This window comes from Pontibacter actiniarum, assembly GCF_003585765.1.
Classification (GTDB): domain Bacteria; phylum Bacteroidota; class Bacteroidia; order Cytophagales; family Hymenobacteraceae; genus Pontibacter; species Pontibacter actiniarum.
Genome location: NZ_CP021235.1, coordinates 4,211,456 through 4,227,010 on the forward strand (window position 1 = coordinate 4,211,456; position 15,555 = coordinate 4,227,010).

Sequence of the window (15,555 nt, forward strand, 5' to 3'; positions counted from 1 at the left end):
ACCCTAACCATTCTTAACAGAAATCAGGGGGAATAGGTTTAGCCTGTGCGGAATGCCTATCGGTTAATCCTGCAGGTCGGAGCCCCTGTACCTGTTTTGGTGGAGGCTGGCGTGGTGGTGGCTGGTAGGGGCGTAGTGCTGGCGCTGCCCTTCGATGGCCTTCTGCTTTTGCCTGTACCTGTAAAAAGCGTACAGTGCCAGCACAAGCCCGGTTAGCAGCAACACAACACCCGCTATCTCCAGGTATAGGTCGTTAGAGAACTTGATGGCCGCAAAACCTCCGGCTACTATCGCCATGGCAGTACGCAAGTATGCCATCAGGGTGCGCTCGTTGGCGAAGATGGTGCGCTGGGTGGCCATTTCATCCCTTATCTCCCTGTTCTTTTGCTCCTGTAGCTTAAGCTTCTTCTTAAGCTTTTTGATCTTTTCTTTGTCAGCGTTTGGCATAGGCGTGTCATCAGGTCATTCTGTCGGGCAGAAGCAGTGCTTGGCGGCACTTCCTGCGCCTAACGGTTTTCGCCGCTGCAGGGGGGCGGCTAGGTCGCCTCTGCTTTTTCCTGTGCGGTTACCTCCGCGTGCACCGGGCTGGTAGGCGTGTAGGCGTGGGCGTAGCGGGTGATGCTCTCCTTCTTTTTGCAGAACCTGCGGTAGCCGAACACCGCCATCACAAGCCCGGCAAGTATAAAAACGAAGCCGATGCTTTGGTAGAGCATGTCCTCGAACAGTTTCATAAAGGTGAGACCGGCCAGCACCAGGGCCATCGCCGTGCGGCTGTAGGCAAGCAGGGTGCGTTCGTTAGCCAGCTTCGTGCGCTCCATCGCCAGGCTGTCTTTAACCTCAACATTCAGCTTTTCCTGTACCTTCAGGTCCTTCTTTATCTCTGCTTTCGCTTTTCTGTTAAGCATTTTTCGGATACTCATAAAGGCGTATACGATAAGGGTACGGGAAGGTAGGTGCGGCTTCATCCCCTTAAAAGCAAAAAGCCCGCTACCTGGGCAGCGGGCTTCTGTGTAAGTACAACAAGCGCTTCTCGCTTCTCTTAGAAGTTTGGAGACAGCAGGTATTTGCTGTAGAAGTCGTCGATGATCTTCACGGCCTCGGTAGCGTCGTCCACAATGTGCACCAGGTCCAGGTCCTCGGCGCTGATGTTGTTCTCTGTGTGCAGCATCACGTCCTCGATCCACTTAAACAGGCCCTCCCAGTAGGAGCGGCCCACCAGTACGATCGGGAAAGCGCCGATTTTTTTCGTTTGGATCAGCGTGATCGCCTCAAACAGCTCGTCGAGTGTGCCGAAGCCGCCCGGCATGCCGATAAAGCCCTGGGCATACTTCACGAACATCACCTTGCGCACAAAGAAGTAGTCGAAGTTGATGAGCTTGTCGGAGTCGATGTAGATGTTGTTGAACTGCTCGAACGGCAGCTGGATGTTCAGGCCTACCGAGCGCCCTCCTTCGGAGTGAGCGCCTTTGTTGCCAGCCTCCATAATGCCCGGGCCGCCGCCCGTGATCACACCGTAGCCGTGGCGCACCAGTTTAGCGGCGATCTCCTCGGCCATGATGTAGTACTTGTTGTCGGATTTGGTGCGGGCCGAGCCGAACACCGACACGCAAGGGCCGATTTTAGCCAGTTTCTCAAAACCGTCCACAAACTCAGCCATCACTTTGAAAATCTGCCAGGAGTCGGCGATTTTAATCTCGTTCCAGTCTTTGTCTACAAAGGCCTGGCGTATCTTTCTGTCTTCCTCAGAGGCCGGTGCAGCCGTGGACTGTCCGCTCTCGCGCAGGTCGGTTACCGATCTGGCCTTATTCTCGTTTACATCCGGTTTCAGAATGGTTTGCCCGCTGCCGGTATTGATTGATTCTTCGTGCAGCTTGGTCTTGCTTGTTTTTCTAAGCTTTGTCATAAATTTTTTCTCGTCATCTTCTACGGAGGGGTTACCCTCCTGCGCCTGCTTTCCCGCAGGCGCGCGTCATCACCTATTTAAAATCAGCCCATGGCCCGGCGGTGCAGTGAGGGAGCACGGCAGAGCCAGGGACGTAAATATATCTATTTGGATCGGATTGCAATAACCGGGTCTAGGTTTGAGGCCAGTACGGCAGGTATGATGCCCGAAAGCATGCCTATCACCGCCGATACGCCAAGGCCAAGTATAATGTTGCCTGCCGACAGGGTAACCTTCATGATATCCTGCGGGATAAGCGTGAGCAACAACACCAGCAGGATACCGATGCCACCGCCTAACAAACTCAAAAACACCGACTCAAACAGAAACTGGAACAGGATAAAATAATTTTTAGCCCCCAGCGATTTTTGTATGCCAATGATGTTGGTCCGCTCCTTTACCGACACAAACATGATGTTGGCGATGCCGAAGCCACCCACCAGTATGGCAAAGCCGCCGATCACCCAGCCTGCCAGCCCCACCACGTCAAAGAAGCCGCCAATGGCATCCTGTAGCATTTCGGGGCGGTTCATGGCAAAGTTGTCCTCGTCGCGCGGGCGCAGGCCCCGTATGTTGCGCATCACTCCCTTGGTTTCATACTCCAGCTCGAGCAGGCCCGGGTCATCCTCGCGGCCCTTTAAGGCAATAGTGGAGCCCATGCCGCTTGGCCCTACATCGTACATTTTGGAGAAGGTGCTGTACGGGATCATGCCCATCTGGTCCATGTTTGGCATCCCGAACATGTTCTCTCCCTGTTTCTCTATTACGCCTACCACGGTGAATTTCTGGCCCCCCACCTTCAGGTCCTGGCCAATGGGGCTGCCGTACGGGAACAGGGAGTTGGCCACCTCATCGCCGATCACGATCACGTTGCGGGCGGCGTCGGCCTCCTGCGGGGTGAAGTAGCGGCCGTCAACCACGGGCACCTCGCTTACCTTCGGGTAGTCATAGGAAACGCCCATCAGGGTGCCGTCGGAGTAGCTGTTGTTGCCTTGCTTAAAGGTGTTGCCCCCTTTGTTGGCGAAGATAGCCACGCCGTTGCTGGTGGTAATGCGCTCCTGCAGCAGCCTGAACTCCCGCGCCGTGGCCTCCGGCCTCTGAAAGTACTTCCACCAGGGGTAGTTGCCCCCCGTGGACCAGGGCCACTTCTCCACATAAATAACCTTGTCGCCGACAAAGCTCATGCTGTCGCGCACGTTCCGCTCCAGCGAGTCTACCAGCGTGAACACCGAAATGATCGCGAAGATACCGATGGTAACCCCCAGCAGCGACAGGATGGTGCGCAGCAGGTTGGCGCGCAAAGCCTGCCAGGCAAACCGGAAGCTCTCCGCTATCAAACGCAGGTATATCATAGTGCTTTTCTTGTGTCAGGGTATAACGTATCGAAGTAATTTTCTTAAAAGTAAGAATAATTCGGCCAAACTGAGTAAATTTGCGCCTTGATTTTTTGTTTTTTAGTGACGGTTGCTTATGAACCCCGGCGGGCGGTTCAACTGTTGTGTAACCGGATGGTACCCTATAGATTGGAAACCAAATACCGTAATATTTGATATATGAAGTTATCTGAATTTAAGTTTGATCTCCCCGAAAGTTACCTGGCCACGCACCCTAGCGAAAACCGCGATGAATCGCGCATGATGGTGGTGCACCGCGACTCTGGTAAAATCGAGCACCGCGTGTTTAAAGACATCCTGGAGTACTTCGACGAAGGGGATGTGATGGTGGTGAACGATACCAAAGTGTTTCCGGCCCGCCTGTACGGTAACAAAGAGAAAACAGGGGCTAAGATTGAAGTTTTTCTGCTGCGCGAGCTGAACAAGGAAATCCACCTGTGGGATGTGCTGGTAGACCCGGCCCGCAAGATCCGCGTAGGCAACAAACTATACTTCGGCGACAGCGACCTGGTAGCCGAGGTGATCGATAATACTACTTCCCGCGGCCGTACGATCAAGTTCCTTTTTGACGGTCCGGATGAAGAATTCTACAAAACCATTAACGATTTGGGCGAAACGCCACTGCCAAAGTACATTAAGCGTGAGGCAGAGCCGGAAGACCGTGAGCGTTACCAGACGGTGTATGCCAAGAACGTAGGTGCCGTGGCTGCCCCAACGGCAGGGCTGCACTTTACAAAAGAGGTGATGAAGCGCCTGGAGATTAAAGGGGTGGATGTGGAGCCGGTTACGCTGCACGTAGGCCTGGGCACTTTCCGCCCGGTAGACGTGGAGGACCTGACCAAGCACAAGATGGACTCCGAAAACTTTATGGTGCCTGCCGCTACTGCTGAGCGTGTAAACAAGGCGCTGGACAGCAAGAAGCGTGTGTGTGCCATCGGTACCACCACCATGCGCGCCCTGGAGTCGTCGGTTTCGGCTAACAGCCGCCTTAAGGCTAACGAAGGCTGGACAGACCGTTTCATCTTCCCTCCGTACGACTTTAAGATCGCCAACTGCCTGCTAACCAACTTCCACATGCCGGAAAGCACACTGCTGATGATGGCTGCCGCTTTCGGAGGCTACGAACTGGTGATGAAAGCCTATGAGGAGGCCGTGAAAGAGAACTACCGCTTCTTCAGCTACGGCGACGTAATGCTGATTCTGTAAGTATAAACTGTTTCTGAAGCGCAAAAGCCCCGGCCTTACAGCCGGGGCTTTTGTTTTGTATGGCCCCCGGGTGCGGCCGCTACACATGCCTCGGAACTCAGCACCCAAAAACCTATCTTTGCAGCTATGGCACAATTACCCCAATATGCAATCATCGTGGCGGGAGGCTCCGGCAGCCGGATGCAGCGCGATACCCCGAAGCAGTTTCTGGAAGTGGCGGGCAAACCGGTCCTGATGCACACCATAGAGCGGTTCTACAAGTATAACCCGGCTATCAGGTTGATCGTGGTGTTGCCCCAGGAGCAGCTAAACACGTGGCGTGAGCTGTGCCGCAAACATACTTTTAAGCTCTTCCACATGACGGTGCCGGGTGGTGCCACACGCTTTGGCTCTGTAAAAAACGGCCTGGATGCGGTGATGGGGGAGGGCCTGGTCGCGGTGCACGACGGGGTGCGCCCGTTTGTGGAAACAGAGACAATCAAGGCTGCCTTTGAGGCGGCGGAGCAGCAGGGGAGCGCGGTGGTGGCCGTATCACCGAAAGACTCTATACGGGAGCTGACGGAGAGCGGAAGCCGTGCCGTGCCGCGTGCAAAGTACAAGTTGGTGCAAACGCCGCAGTGTTTCCGGGCAAGCATCCTTCGCAAAGCCTATGAGCAGCCCGAGCAGGAGCACTTTACCGATGATGCCTCGGTGGTGGAAAGCACAGGGGAGAAAATCACGCTGGTGGAAGGCAGTTACCGCAACATCAAAATCACCACGCCCGAGGACCTTATACTTGCAGAGGCCTTTGCCAGCCAGGACCTACAGGGGTAGGGGGCGGGGTTGCGTGCTGAGCCTGTTCTGCTACAGAGCAGGCTGCCGGCCAGCCTCCAGGAAAGCCTGGTTCTCCTGCACCGCTTCCGGGGAGATGGCCTCCAGCACAGGCGTTGGCTTGGACAGGTTGAGCAGGTAGCCCCGCAGGCTTTGCAGGTTTTGCAGGTCATGCGTAATGCAAAGGATCGTTTTGCCGCTTTGCACAACCCACTCCTGCAGCAGGCTGAACACTTTGCTCTTGTAGTACACGTCCAGTTGCTGTGTCGGCTCATCCAGCAGGTTAATGCCTGCATCCTGCAGCATGAGTTGGGCCAGCCACACCAGTTGCTGCTCGCCGCCGGAAAGTGTGGTAAAATCGTGGTCGATGAGGTGGGAGAGCTGCAGCTGCTCTAGCGTACGTGCCGCTAGCGCGTAGTCATCCGGGCCGTAGTGCTCAAAGAAGCGCTTCTTGCGGAACAGGCCCATCACGACCAGGTCGTGCACCTTGATAGGAAAGTTGATGGTGTTCTTCTGCGGGAGGTAGGCCAGCAGGCCTTTGGCGGACGGGTTGGAAAGGTGCCGCAGGTTATGCCCCTGCACCAGTAGCTGCCCCTCATAGTCTATTTTCCCCTGAAAGGCCCGGAAAAGCGTTGTTTTACCCGCCCCATTGTGCCCGATGATGGCTACAAAGGCAGGCGAGGGAATAGAAAAAGAAAGGTTGCGGATCAGGACCCTCTGGCCATAACCCGCAACCAAGTTTTGTGCGTCAACGATCAAGCTTTGCTCAATTATGAATTTTAAATTATGAGTTATGAATTACAGGCGTACGAACCATTCATAATTCGTAATTCATCATTCTTAATTAGACTAGTACTCGTCCTCGTTGAACATGAAGTCCTCTTTGGTCGGGTAGTCAGGCCAGATCTCTTCGATGTTCTCGTAAGGCTGTCCGTCATCCTCCAGCGCTTGCAGGTTCTCTACAACCTCCATCGGTGCGCCTGAGCGGATAGAGAAGTCGATCAGCTCGTCTTTAGTTGCTGGCCAGGGTGCGTCCTCCAGGTATGAAGCTAATTCAAGTGTCCAGTACATAGTATTTTCTCCTTTAACTTATTGGCTAATTAAAATAGTTTGCAAAAGTATGAATAAAAACAAGAACAAAAATTTTTGCGAAATATTAATTGCTTTTTTGTCTGTTTTTAACAACACAACGCAAATAAAACACAAATGTTCAAAATGCGCACAATAATTTTCAGGGGTTCAGCAGTGGTTGTAACACGAGCTGTAAGCGGCGGTGGGCCCCGGCGGTAAAAACGCAAAAAGCGCCTGCTGCAGGGGCAGCAGGCGCTTTTTGTAGTGTATAGCGTGGGCTAGCGTGAGATGGCGCTCAGCTGGCTCTGGAACATTTCAATAAGGGCGGTCTTGGTGCCGATCTTTCTGTTGAAGTTGCGGATCTTCCCTTTCAGCATGTTGCGGAACGTGTCATTGCTAGGGGAGTCGTTCAGCTTGCCCAGGTTTGTCTCCAGCACCTCCAGCTCGTTCCTGTCTGACTTGATAAAGTCTTTCAGGGCGTTGATGCGGGCCTGCAGGCCATCGGTTTCTGAGAAGGTCTCGTTGCTGGCCTGCTGGCGCTTGCGGATGTAGTGCTCCAGGCTGCTCATCTCAAACACACGGTCGCACGCTTTGATGAAGCGCTCCCACACGGCGTCCGACACCTCCGGGCTTACCGGGCCTACTTTCTTCCACTCCGCCTGCAGCTCCTTGGCGCGCTTTACGGCCTCGCCCAGGCTGTACTCCTGCAGCAGCTGCTCCGCCTGAGAGGCCAGCGCCTGCTTGCTTTCGTAGTTCTGCTCGTAGAACTGCTCTCTCGAGGCGTTCTTCTCTTTCTGTATCTTGCGTTTCAGGCGCTCAAAGAAGTGGTTGTGCGCCTTGCGGAAGCTGTTCCAGAGGTTGGTCATGGTTTTGCGCGGCAGGGTGCCGTCCACTTCTTTCCACTGGTTCTGCAGTTGCTTCAGCTTGGCCGTTGTCTCCTCCCACTCTTCGGAGTTCATAATGGCGTAAGACTGGTTGATGAGCTCTCTGTAGCGTTCGTAAGCGCGGTTCTGCATGCGCTTCTTATCCTCAAAGAAGTTCTTCTTGCGCTCGAAGAAGTTCTCCACGGCGTTGCGGAAGCGCTCCTCGATCTCATCTGTCAGCTCCTTCTCCACCGGGCCTGTCTTGATCCAGGTGGTGCGCAGGTCTTTCAGCTTCTCGGTCGCCTCTTTCCAGTCAATGCTCTCGCTGTGTGCCTCCGCCTCCTGTATAAGGCCGATTTTGATAGAGAGGTTCTTCTCGCGGTTCTGCTTAATGGTTTCGTTTATCTCCTCCTCAGACTTGCTCAGGGTGTGATAGATCTCCTCAAAGTCGCCCAGGGCATCGTAGCTGCCTACCTGCTCCTTCATGTGCAGGACCTTCATCAGGAAAGAGCCTTTGTTCTCAGAGGTTGCAATACGGTCCAGCAGGCTGTTTACCTTGTCGCGGAACATCTCGAAGCGCTTGGCAAAGTACACCAGCGAGTCATCTTCCGTTTCTTTCACCTCACCCACCTGTCTGGCCGGGTAATTCATAAAGGGCTTTAGCCACACTTGCTGGTCCTGAATGAAACCATACTTCTTGGCTTCTTCCAATAGGTTGTTGTTTTCCATTTTACTGGATTGGGTTATGTGCGTCGTACGTAATTGTTGGGGAAGGCATCAGAAAATAAACTAACCTTAGCATACGCAGGCTGGCCTGCAGCGTTTGCCGGTGCCGCAGCCCGTTAACAGTGGCGGCACATACCGGCCGTCTGGTGCTAAAATCAGTAAGTGCATACCTTACCCATACAGTTTTTTACAAGTTTAATGATTTCGGCGCACTTTTGTGAAGTGCAAAGACATGAATTTTTCCGATATTTGTAATTCTTTATGGAATAATAATCAGGCGGATAGGTATTCTACCGGGTGCGCCTGCAGGTGGCACGCAAAAGCGCGGCCCTTTGTTAAGGTTATATTAGCAGAACACTATAATTTATAGCATGAGCAACGAAACCATTATTTTTTCAATGGCCGGGGTAAGCAAGATCTACCCGCCAAAGAAACAGGTACTTAAGAACATATACCTCTCGTTTTTCTACGGAGCCAAGATCGGCGTGCTGGGCCTCAACGGCTCGGGTAAGTCCAGCTTGCTCAAGGTCATCGCGGGGGTAGACAAGGAGTTCCAGGGCGAGGTGGTGTGGTCTCCGGGCTACACCGTGGGTTACCTGGAGCAGGAGCCGCAGCTGGACCCGACCAAAACCGTTCGCCAGGTGGTAGAGGAAGGCGTAAGCGAGGTGGTGAACCTGCTGAAGGAGTTCGACGAAATCAACATGAAGTTCGGCGAGGAAATGACCGACGATGAGATGAACAAGCTCATCGAGCGCCAGGGCGAGGTGCAGGAGCGCCTGGACCAGCTGAACGCCTGGGAACTGGACAACCGCCTGGAGCGCGCCATGGATGCGCTGCGCACGCCGCCGGAGGATGCCATCATCGGTAACCTGTCGGGTGGTGAGAAGCGCCGCGTGGCCCTGTGCCGCCTGCTGCTGCAGGAGCCGGACGTGCTGTTGCTGGACGAGCCGACCAACCACCTGGACGCCGAGTCGGTGGACTGGCTGGAGCAGCACCTGCAGCAGTACAAAGGCACTGTGATCGCCGTAACCCACGACCGTTACTTCCTGGACAACGTGGCCGGCTGGATTCTGGAACTGGACCGCGGCGAGGGTATTCCGTGGAAAGGCAACTACAGCAGCTGGCTGGAGCAGAAGTCTAACCGCCTGGCACAGGAGGAGAAGACAGAGAGCAAGCGCCAGAAAACACTGCAGCGCGAGCTGGAGTGGGTGAAGATGGCCCCAAAGGCACGCCATGCCAAATCCAAGGCCCGCATCAGCCAGTATGATAAACTGGCCGGAGAAGAGGCCTCTCAGAAAGAAGAGAAGCTGGAGCTGTTCATCCCGGACGGCCCGCGCCTGGGCTCCCAGGTGATAGAGGTGAACCATGTGAGCAAGGCCTACGGCGACAAGCTGCTGTTTGAGGACCTGAACTTTGCGCTGCCGCAGGGTGGTATCGTGGGGATCATCGGCCCGAACGGCGCTGGTAAAACAACGCTGTTTAAACTGATCACAGGCCAGGAGAAGCCGGATGCCGGTGACTTTACCGTGGGCTCTACCGTGCAGATTTCCTATGTAGACCAGGAGCATGCCCAGCTAGACCCGAACAAATCGGTGTTTGAGGTGATCTCAGGCGGTACAGAGCATATGATCATGGCGGGTCGCCAGGTGGTGTCTCGCGCCTATGTGAGCAAGTTTAACTTCTCGGGCGGTGATCAGGAGAAGAAGGTAGAGAAACTGTCGGGTGGTGAGCGTAACCGCGTGCACCTGGCCATGACGCTGAAAGAAGGCGGTAACCTGCTGCTGCTCGATGAACCTACCAACGACCTGGACGTGAACGCGATTCGTGCCCTGGAAGACGCGCTGGAGAACTTTGCCGGCTGTGCCGTGATCATCTCCCACGACCGCTGGTTCCTGGACCGCATCTGTACGCACATCCTGGCCTTTGAGGGCGACTCCCAGGTGTACTGGTTCGAGGGGAACTACACAGAGTACGAAGAGAACAAGAAGAAGCGCATGGGCGATATAGAGCCGAAGCGCATTCGCTATAAAAAGCTGGTATAGCCTCTGCTGCACTAGTAGCCCTAACCTCGTTAGGGTGCTGAGTAAAGTACAGAGAGTGGCCGCTGCGGTTTTGCAGCGGCCATTTTTTATGCCCGATCCGGACCTAAACGGCTGGGGTGGGAATGGTGTTTATGGCGTGCCTTCAGCATGCCTGCAGGAGCGGGGGAGGCTCTTAAAACAAAGCCCTCTGCAGGTGTTGCAGAGGGCTTTGTTTTAGGCTTTTTACCTTGGGTTTGCCTGCCTGAATTCCTTAAATCATCATGATCAACATAAGCTTAATTATAATCGTATACTATTAGTAGTAAGGGTTTTATGTGCTCTTGCTTTAATCGTATCTCTCACAGTTAAGGTTGTCGATCATGAAAAAAGTCTATCCCAACAGTGATGCCATTGCTTATTGGATCATAGCAGCCTATTTCGCGGTAGTGAGCGCAGTAGCCATTCTCGCTTCCTAAGTTCCACTTGCTTCCCTACAAAGCCCTGAGCAGGCTTTGTAGGGAAGACAAAAGGACCCTACTTTACCTTCTCAAACTTCAGCTCATCGAAATGAAAGTCCGGGTTGTCTGAATCCAGGCGCAGCTGGGCAATGCCTCCGTCCTCGCCGGTTAAAAAGCGCACATTGGTGGGGTGCAGCAAGGCGAAGTCGTTTTTCCAGTCGAGGTTAAAGATGTCGTGCTCCAGGAAGCTCAGCGTGCCGTTGAGGGCAGGGGCCGGCTCCAGTTGCAGGTGTAGCTTGCCGTTCTGCAGCGTTACTGTGGCGTTGCCGTACAGCTGGCTGTGGTAGGTGCCGGTGTAGGCCGAGAGCTCGCGTGCCGGCTTGCTCTTGCGCTTCTTTTCCTTCGGCTTTTTAGCGGCTTCCTCAGCCGCTGCCTTCTTGGCCTCTGCGGCTTTATCCAGGTACTCCTGGCTCCAGTCGCGGCTTTGCTCCACCTCCAGAAACTGATCGATCGTGTAGTTGGCCAGTGGCGTCATGATGCTGCTCATGCTGTTGGTCAGTATCACAATGCCCAGGTTCTCCTCCGGCACCAGCACGGTGCGGCTGTTCATGCCTTCGTGGCCGCCGCCGTGGTACACCAGCTTGTGCCCTTCATAGTCGCTCACAAACCAGCCTAAGCCCGTGGCGGCAAAGTGGGTGGACGGAATGTTTTCCTCCGCCTGCTTGGACACCGGGATCGGGTTGTGTGCCTGCCACATGTTGCGGCTGGACTCCTCGCTAAAGATTTCCTTGCCTTTGTAAGTGCCGCGGTTCAGCTGCAGGCGCAGCCACTGTGCATCCTGGTTAACGCTGGTAAAGATACCGGCGGCCGGGTTCCAGTTGTCCCAGGCGGTGAGGGTTGTGGCGTAAGGCTTGCCCTGCGCATCAAAGCCGTGCGGGGAGGCCACGTTCTGCACCCCCTTCAGGTCGTTTACCGAAGTATAGGTGCGGCTCATGCCCAGCGGCTGCAGGAAAGTCTCTTTGATGTAGTTCTCCCAGGTCTTGCCTGTCACGCGCTCAATTACCTCACCGGCCGTAATAAACATCAGGTTAGAGTACCCGTAGCCATCACGGAACCCATACACCGGCTCCAGGTAACGCATGCGTTTGATAATCTCGGGGCGGCTGTAGGTCGTGTTGTACCACAGCAAATCGCCGCTGAAGGTCTTAAAGCCTACCCGGTGGCTCAGCAGGTCTTCAATGGTCAGGTTCTCGGTTACATAAGGGCTGTAGAGCTGCAGGTAAGGCACGTAGTCTTTTACCTTGTCCTTCCACTTCAGTTTGCCCTGGTCTACCAGGGTGGCCAGGGCGGCGGCGGTGTAGGCCTTTGTGTTAGAGGCGATGCCGAAAAGCGTGTTGGCATCTACCTGCCCGCCGGTCTTGTTGTTGAGCACGCCGTAGCCTTTCGAGAAGATCACAGAGTCGTCTTTCACGATGGCGATGGCCATGCCCGGCACATCCCATGCCTTCAGGGCCTTTTGGTAGTAGGCGTCCAGCTTTTGAAGGGTGGCGGAGGTGCGCTGCTGTGCCCACGCCTGCGGCTGCACCAGCAGGGCCACCAGGAGCAGCAGTAGCAGCCGGAACTGCTTGGGTGTAGTTTGGTTAGTCATTTAAAGTGTGTAGGTAGTTTGTGATGCAGCAATATACTTATATTTGGACGGATAGGGAAACGCAGGCGCGGGGCAAGCACCCCACGCGGCCTTTGCGTGACAAGCATTTTAAACAAACACTACGGGAAGACTATGTTTGGGCGAACCATTGACCTCGGCCTGGGAAGAAAATACGCCGGCAGAACAAAGCGGCTCATGAACAAGGACGGCTCCTTCAACATTGTGAAGCGGGGGAGCCAGCCACGCCTTTACGATACCTACCAGTACCTCAACAGCCTTTCGGTAGAGCGCCTGTCGGTGCTGATTCTGGTAATATACCTCTTCATCAATATCCTGTTTGCGCTGCTGTACCTGTGGTGCGGGGTGGAGAACCTGCATGGGATAGACCCTGACCTGCCGCCTTTCCTGAACGCGTTCTTCTTCAGTGTGCAGACCTTTACCACCGTGGGCTACGGTGTGCTGTCGCCGTACGGCGTGGCCGTCAACCTGGTGGTCACCATAGAGGCCTTTCTGGGCTGGGTAGGGTTCGCCATTATCACCGGGGTGGTGTTTAGCCGGTTCTCGAAGCCCAACGTGCGTATCCTCTACAGCGACAACGCTGTTATCACTCCTCACGGGGAGGGAAAGACGCTGGAGTTCCGGCTTGCCAACAAGCGCAACAACATGCTCATGGAGATGGAGGCAAGGGTGTTGCTGATGGTGCAGGACGAGAAGTTTGAGCGCCACTACTATAACCTGAAGCTTGAGCAGGCCTCGCTGCACTTCTTTCCGCTCAACTGGACCATTGTGCACCACATCGACGAAGACAGCCCGCTCTACAACAGGACCCCGGCGGAGCTGGAGGAGCTAAGGGCGGAGGTGCTGATCATGATCAAAGGCTATGACGAATCGTTTGGCCAGTACATCCACTCCCGCTTCTCCTACCTGTACGACGAGATCCTGTGGAATGCCCGCTTCAAAAAAGTATATGAGGCAGACGCCGAAGGGGAGACGGTCTTTAACCTGCTCCGGCTGCACGAAACAGAGCCTGTAGGCTAGAGGTCGCCTTCTTCGCGGGGCTTGTGCGCCCCTTGCTCATAGGCCTTTTTCTCCATCTCCAGGCGCTGCTGTTCCTGGGGCGAGAGTTTGCCCAGCGTGCGGAGGTCGGGCTGTCCGGCGTCTACCCAGGCGGTGTACCAGTAACTGGCGACGGTGTGCACTGCCAGCCGCATCTGCCGCTCTACCTGGCCGTTTAGCTTATCGCTGTAGGCCTCTGAAAAGCCACGGGAGTACACGCGGGTGGTCAGGTTGTTGCGAACCTCAAAGCTATACTTCTTTTCCTGGTCAAACTCCTGCGTCAGCTGCTTCTCAAAGTATAAAACGGAGTCCAGGGCTGTGTGGGCGCTCGCTACCAGGTCCCAGGCACGTAGCTGCGGCTGCTCAATGTAGCTGGCTTGGCCAACAAAGAAGTCATAGTTGTCGGAGAAGAGCTCGGGCAGCCGCGTTTCCCAGAAGGCGTGTATGCCGCGCTGGCCGGTAAACTGGCCGTTGTAGTTCTGGGTGGTGTGCAGCGGTACGCAGGCGTCGGCCACGTAATGGCCTATCTCCGTGCTGAGGCGCAGGATGCGGTCGAGGTTCCGTTCTTTAAACGCCTGCGTCAGCTGGTATTTCATCAGGCTGATGTGCCAGGGCACAATGCCGTAGGCCTGCAAGGTGTCTTCGGTGTACTTCTCCACAGCCTGCTGCCAGAACCGCGGCACTTTTTGCAGGGCGCTGTCGCCGTACACGTCCAGGTCGATGTAGTGGCGTGCGGCCTCCCCCTCCACGGCATAGCGGCGGCGGTCGGGGTTTACGGCGTTCTCTGTAATGTAGCGAATGTGCTTTTTGTAGAAGCCCACCATTTCGGGCGGAAGGGCAAACACCGCCAGCCGGTTAATGCGCTGGTGCGCAAAAAAGCCCCAGGTATAGCCGTTGAGCGGCAGCAACACGGTGAGCAGCAGAAGTATAGCTTTTGATCTGGAGGCCATACTTGCGGTGTACGCATGCTGGTGGGAGATAGGTTGTTGAACGCCTGTTGCTTAAGGTTCAGAAGTGGGGTTAGGGTAGCACATGCGCATCCTGAGCATGCGTTATGGCGAGGCTGGAGGGCAATAACTGCTGCTGCTGCGTATAAAAAGCAGAACCGCCTGCTACAGGAGCTGCAGCAGGCGGTTTTTGTATCTTCTAAAGTATAGCTTTAGCTTAGCGCTTCTTGGATAAGCCCACGAAGTTCATCTTATAGTCTGCGTCTACCTCGCCCCTTGAGATTTTGGAGAGCTTGTTCTTGATCAGGCGCTTTTTCAGGCCAGACACCAGGTCCGTGAAAAGGACACCCTCGATGTGGTCGTACTCGTGCTGGATCACGCGGGCCGTCATGCCGTCGTACGTATCCTCGTGCTCGTTCCAGTCCTCATCAAAGTAGCGGATCACGATGCGCTCCGGGCGGTACACCACCTCACGCACACCCGGTATGCTCAGGCAGCCTTCCTCAAAGCCCCATTCTTCTCCGTCTTCCTCTACAATCTCTGCGTTGATAAAGGCCTTCTTCACACCCTTGCCTTCGTCGCCCTCGTCCATCATCGGTTCGGAGTCGATCACGAAGAGGCGAATGCTTTTGCCGATCTGCGGGGCTGCCAGGCCCACGCCGTGCGCATGGTACATGGTGGCATACATGTCCTCCACCAGCTCTTTCAGGTTCGGGTAGTCCTGCGGAATATCTTCGGCTACCTCTTTCAGTACGGGGTCGCCGTAGGCAACAATTGGGTAAATCATATACTTCTGCTTTCTAAATACGACTGTAAAATAATGGCGGCGCTCAGGCGGTCTACGGTGCCTTTGTCCTGCCGGTCTTTCTTTTTAAGGCCCCCTGCCAGCATGGCCTGCTGCGCCATTTTGGAGGTAAAGCGCTCATCGATGATGTGCACCGGGATGCCTGGGAACTCCTTGAGCAGCTTGCGCTGGAAACCCACCACATGCTGCGTGGCATCCGTGGCCTCGCCGGAAAGGCGCTTGGGCATGCCCAGCACAAAAGCCTCTACCGGCTCGCGCTGCACATAGGCCTTTAGGTATGTTAACACATCTTTGGCGTGAACGGTTTCTAGCGGGCTCGCGATAATCTGGAGCGTATCCGTAGCGGCCAGCCCCACGCGCTTTGTCCCGTAATCAATCCCTAAAATCCTCGCCATAAGTATAAAGTGCCGTAGCAGCGGTTAAGGCTGCAAAGTTAACGGATTAATTCTTAATCTGATAGTTGCGGCTGCTTTTTGCGCGGCTAACACAGGCAGGGAGCGAAAGCGTGGCGCAACTTTAACAATTTTGTATTTGTATAGATATAGAGCCCTTCAGTATATTTAAGGTAATTTGTTGCACTACTTGCCGTGCGCGTGCTGTGGCGGCCT

General features: G+C 54.9%; 15 protein-coding genes. 4 read left to right on the forward strand and 11 right to left on the reverse strand.

Going from position 1 to position 15,555, the window contains the following annotated elements:
* Window positions 1–63: 63 nt before the first annotated feature.
* From CA264_RS18155 to CA264_RS18170, 4 genes are all read right to left on the reverse strand, one after another.
* A complete protein-coding gene (locus CA264_RS18155) occupies window positions 64–447 on the reverse strand; it encodes a YidH family protein (RefSeq protein WP_025608818.1) in 384 nt (127 codons plus the stop codon).
* Between the two features lie 89 nt (window positions 448–536).
* Window positions 537–905: a YidH family protein gene (locus CA264_RS18160; RefSeq protein WP_071784630.1), complete on the reverse strand. Its 369-nt coding sequence runs from the start codon at window positions 903–905 to the stop codon at window positions 537–539.
* A 134-nt stretch (window positions 906–1,039) separates the two neighbouring features.
* Entirely contained in the window at window positions 1,040–1,903 is an 864-nt protein-coding gene (locus tag CA264_RS18165) for an LOG family protein (protein ID WP_025608820.1), read from the reverse strand.
* A 143-nt stretch (window positions 1,904–2,046) separates the two neighbouring features.
* Window positions 2,047–3,294: an ABC transporter permease gene (locus CA264_RS18170; RefSeq protein ID WP_025608821.1), complete on the reverse strand. Its 1,248-nt coding sequence runs from the start codon at window positions 3,292–3,294 to the stop codon at window positions 2,047–2,049.
* 201 nt (window positions 3,295–3,495) lie between these two features.
* Here CA264_RS18170 and queA point away from each other — a divergent pair, with 201 nt between their 5' ends.
* Window positions 3,496–4,542 carry a tRNA preQ1(34) S-adenosylmethionine ribosyltransferase-isomerase QueA gene (queA, locus tag CA264_RS18175; RefSeq protein WP_025608822.1) on the forward strand — a complete coding sequence of 349 codons (1,047 nt, stop codon included), beginning with the start codon at window positions 3,496–3,498 and terminating at the stop codon, window positions 4,540–4,542.
* Window positions 4,543–4,668: 126 nt separating this feature from the next.
* Entirely contained in the window at window positions 4,669–5,355 is a 687-nt protein-coding gene (locus tag CA264_RS18180) for a 2-C-methyl-D-erythritol 4-phosphate cytidylyltransferase (protein ID WP_025608823.1), read from the forward strand.
* Window positions 5,356–5,385: 30 nt separating this feature from the next.
* Here CA264_RS18180 and CA264_RS18185 read toward each other — a convergent pair whose 3' ends face one another.
* From CA264_RS18185 to CA264_RS18195, 3 genes are all read right to left on the reverse strand, one after another.
* A complete protein-coding gene (locus CA264_RS18185; protein ID WP_025608824.1) occupies window positions 5,386–6,111 on the reverse strand; it encodes an ABC transporter ATP-binding protein in 726 nt (241 codons plus the stop codon).
* 90 nt (window positions 6,112–6,201) lie between these two features.
* Window positions 6,202–6,423, reverse strand: coding sequence for a DUF2795 domain-containing protein (locus CA264_RS18190; protein ID WP_025608825.1), 222 nt, complete (start codon window positions 6,421–6,423; stop codon window positions 6,202–6,204).
* A gap of 278 nt (window positions 6,424–6,701) precedes the next feature.
* On the reverse strand, window positions 6,702–8,015 hold the full coding sequence (locus tag CA264_RS18195) for a DUF349 domain-containing protein (protein ID WP_025608826.1): 1,314 nt from the start codon (window positions 8,013–8,015) through the stop codon (window positions 6,702–6,704).
* 368 nt (window positions 8,016–8,383) lie between these two features.
* Between CA264_RS18195 and ettA the strand changes: the two genes are divergently transcribed.
* Window positions 8,384–10,054 carry an energy-dependent translational throttle protein EttA gene (gene ettA, locus CA264_RS18200; RefSeq protein WP_025608827.1) on the forward strand — a complete coding sequence of 557 codons (1,671 nt, stop codon included), beginning with the start codon at window positions 8,384–8,386 and terminating at the stop codon, window positions 10,052–10,054.
* A gap of 513 nt (window positions 10,055–10,567) precedes the next feature.
* Here ettA and CA264_RS18205 read toward each other — a convergent pair.
* Window positions 10,568–12,139, reverse strand: coding sequence for a serine hydrolase (locus CA264_RS18205; protein WP_025608828.1), 1,572 nt, complete (start codon window positions 12,137–12,139; stop codon window positions 10,568–10,570).
* 132 nt (window positions 12,140–12,271) lie between these two features.
* Between CA264_RS18205 and CA264_RS18210 the strand changes: the two genes are divergently transcribed.
* Entirely contained in the window at window positions 12,272–13,177 is a 906-nt protein-coding gene (locus CA264_RS18210; RefSeq protein ID WP_025608829.1) for an ion channel, read from the forward strand.
* Here the strand turns inward: CA264_RS18210 and CA264_RS18215 are convergent.
* The 3 genes from CA264_RS18215 to ruvX all read right to left on the reverse strand — a co-directional run bounded on the left by CA264_RS18215 (window position 13,174) and on the right by ruvX (window position 15,342).
* Window positions 13,174–14,145 (reverse strand): zinc dependent phospholipase C family protein, encoded by a 972-nt coding sequence (locus CA264_RS18215; protein ID WP_025608830.1) that lies wholly within the window; start codon window positions 14,143–14,145, stop codon window positions 13,174–13,176. The genes CA264_RS18210 and CA264_RS18215 overlap by 4 nt on opposite strands.
* Before the next feature lie 214 nt (window positions 14,146–14,359).
* A complete protein-coding gene (def, locus tag CA264_RS18220; RefSeq protein WP_025608831.1) occupies window positions 14,360–14,929 on the reverse strand; it encodes a peptide deformylase in 570 nt (189 codons plus the stop codon).
* Window positions 14,926–15,342, reverse strand: a complete 417-nt coding sequence (ruvX, locus tag CA264_RS18225) for a Holliday junction resolvase RuvX (RefSeq protein ID WP_025608832.1) — start codon at window positions 15,340–15,342, stop codon at window positions 14,926–14,928. Before ruvX ends, def begins: the two co-directional genes overlap by 4 nt.
* Between the last annotated feature and the right edge of the window lie 213 nt (window positions 15,343–15,555).

Excerpts from the sequence above, each read along its gene's own strand:
- ettA (WP_025608827.1), top strand. The coding sequence starts at position 8,384 with ATGAGCAACGAAACCATTATTTTTTCAATGGCCGGGGTAAGCAAGATC.
- CA264_RS18210 (WP_025608829.1), top strand. The coding sequence starts at position 12,272 with ATGTTTGGGCGAACCATTGACCTCGGCCTGGGAAGAAAATACGCCGGC.
- CA264_RS18155 (WP_025608818.1), bottom strand. The coding sequence starts at position 447 with ATGCCAAACGCTGACAAAGAAAAGATCAAAAAGCTTAAGAAGAAGCTT.
- CA264_RS18180 (WP_025608823.1), top strand. The coding sequence starts at position 4,669 with ATGGCACAATTACCCCAATATGCAATCATCGTGGCGGGAGGCTCCGGC.
- CA264_RS18195 (WP_025608826.1), bottom strand. The coding sequence starts at position 8,015 with ATGGAAAACAACAACCTATTGGAAGAAGCCAAGAAGTATGGTTTCATT.
- CA264_RS18170 (WP_025608821.1), bottom strand. The coding sequence starts at position 3,294 with ATGATATACCTGCGTTTGATAGCGGAGAGCTTCCGGTTTGCCTGGCAG.
- queA (WP_025608822.1), top strand. The coding sequence starts at position 3,496 with ATGAAGTTATCTGAATTTAAGTTTGATCTCCCCGAAAGTTACCTGGCC.
- def (WP_025608831.1), bottom strand. The coding sequence starts at position 14,929 with ATGATTTACCCAATTGTTGCCTACGGCGACCCCGTACTGAAAGAGGTA.
- CA264_RS18160 (WP_071784630.1), bottom strand. The coding sequence starts at position 905 with ATGCTTAACAGAAAAGCGAAAGCAGAGATAAAGAAGGACCTGAAGGTA.
- ruvX (WP_025608832.1), bottom strand. The coding sequence starts at position 15,342 with ATGGCGAGGATTTTAGGGATTGATTACGGGACAAAGCGCGTGGGGCTG.
- CA264_RS18190 (WP_025608825.1), bottom strand. The coding sequence starts at position 6,423 with ATGTACTGGACACTTGAATTAGCTTCATACCTGGAGGACGCACCCTGG.
- CA264_RS18165 (WP_025608820.1), bottom strand. The coding sequence starts at position 1,903 with ATGACAAAGCTTAGAAAAACAAGCAAGACCAAGCTGCACGAAGAATCA.
- CA264_RS18215 (WP_025608830.1), bottom strand. The coding sequence starts at position 14,145 with ATGGCCTCCAGATCAAAAGCTATACTTCTGCTGCTCACCGTGTTGCTG.
- CA264_RS18205 (WP_025608828.1), bottom strand. The coding sequence starts at position 12,139 with ATGACTAACCAAACTACACCCAAGCAGTTCCGGCTGCTACTGCTGCTC.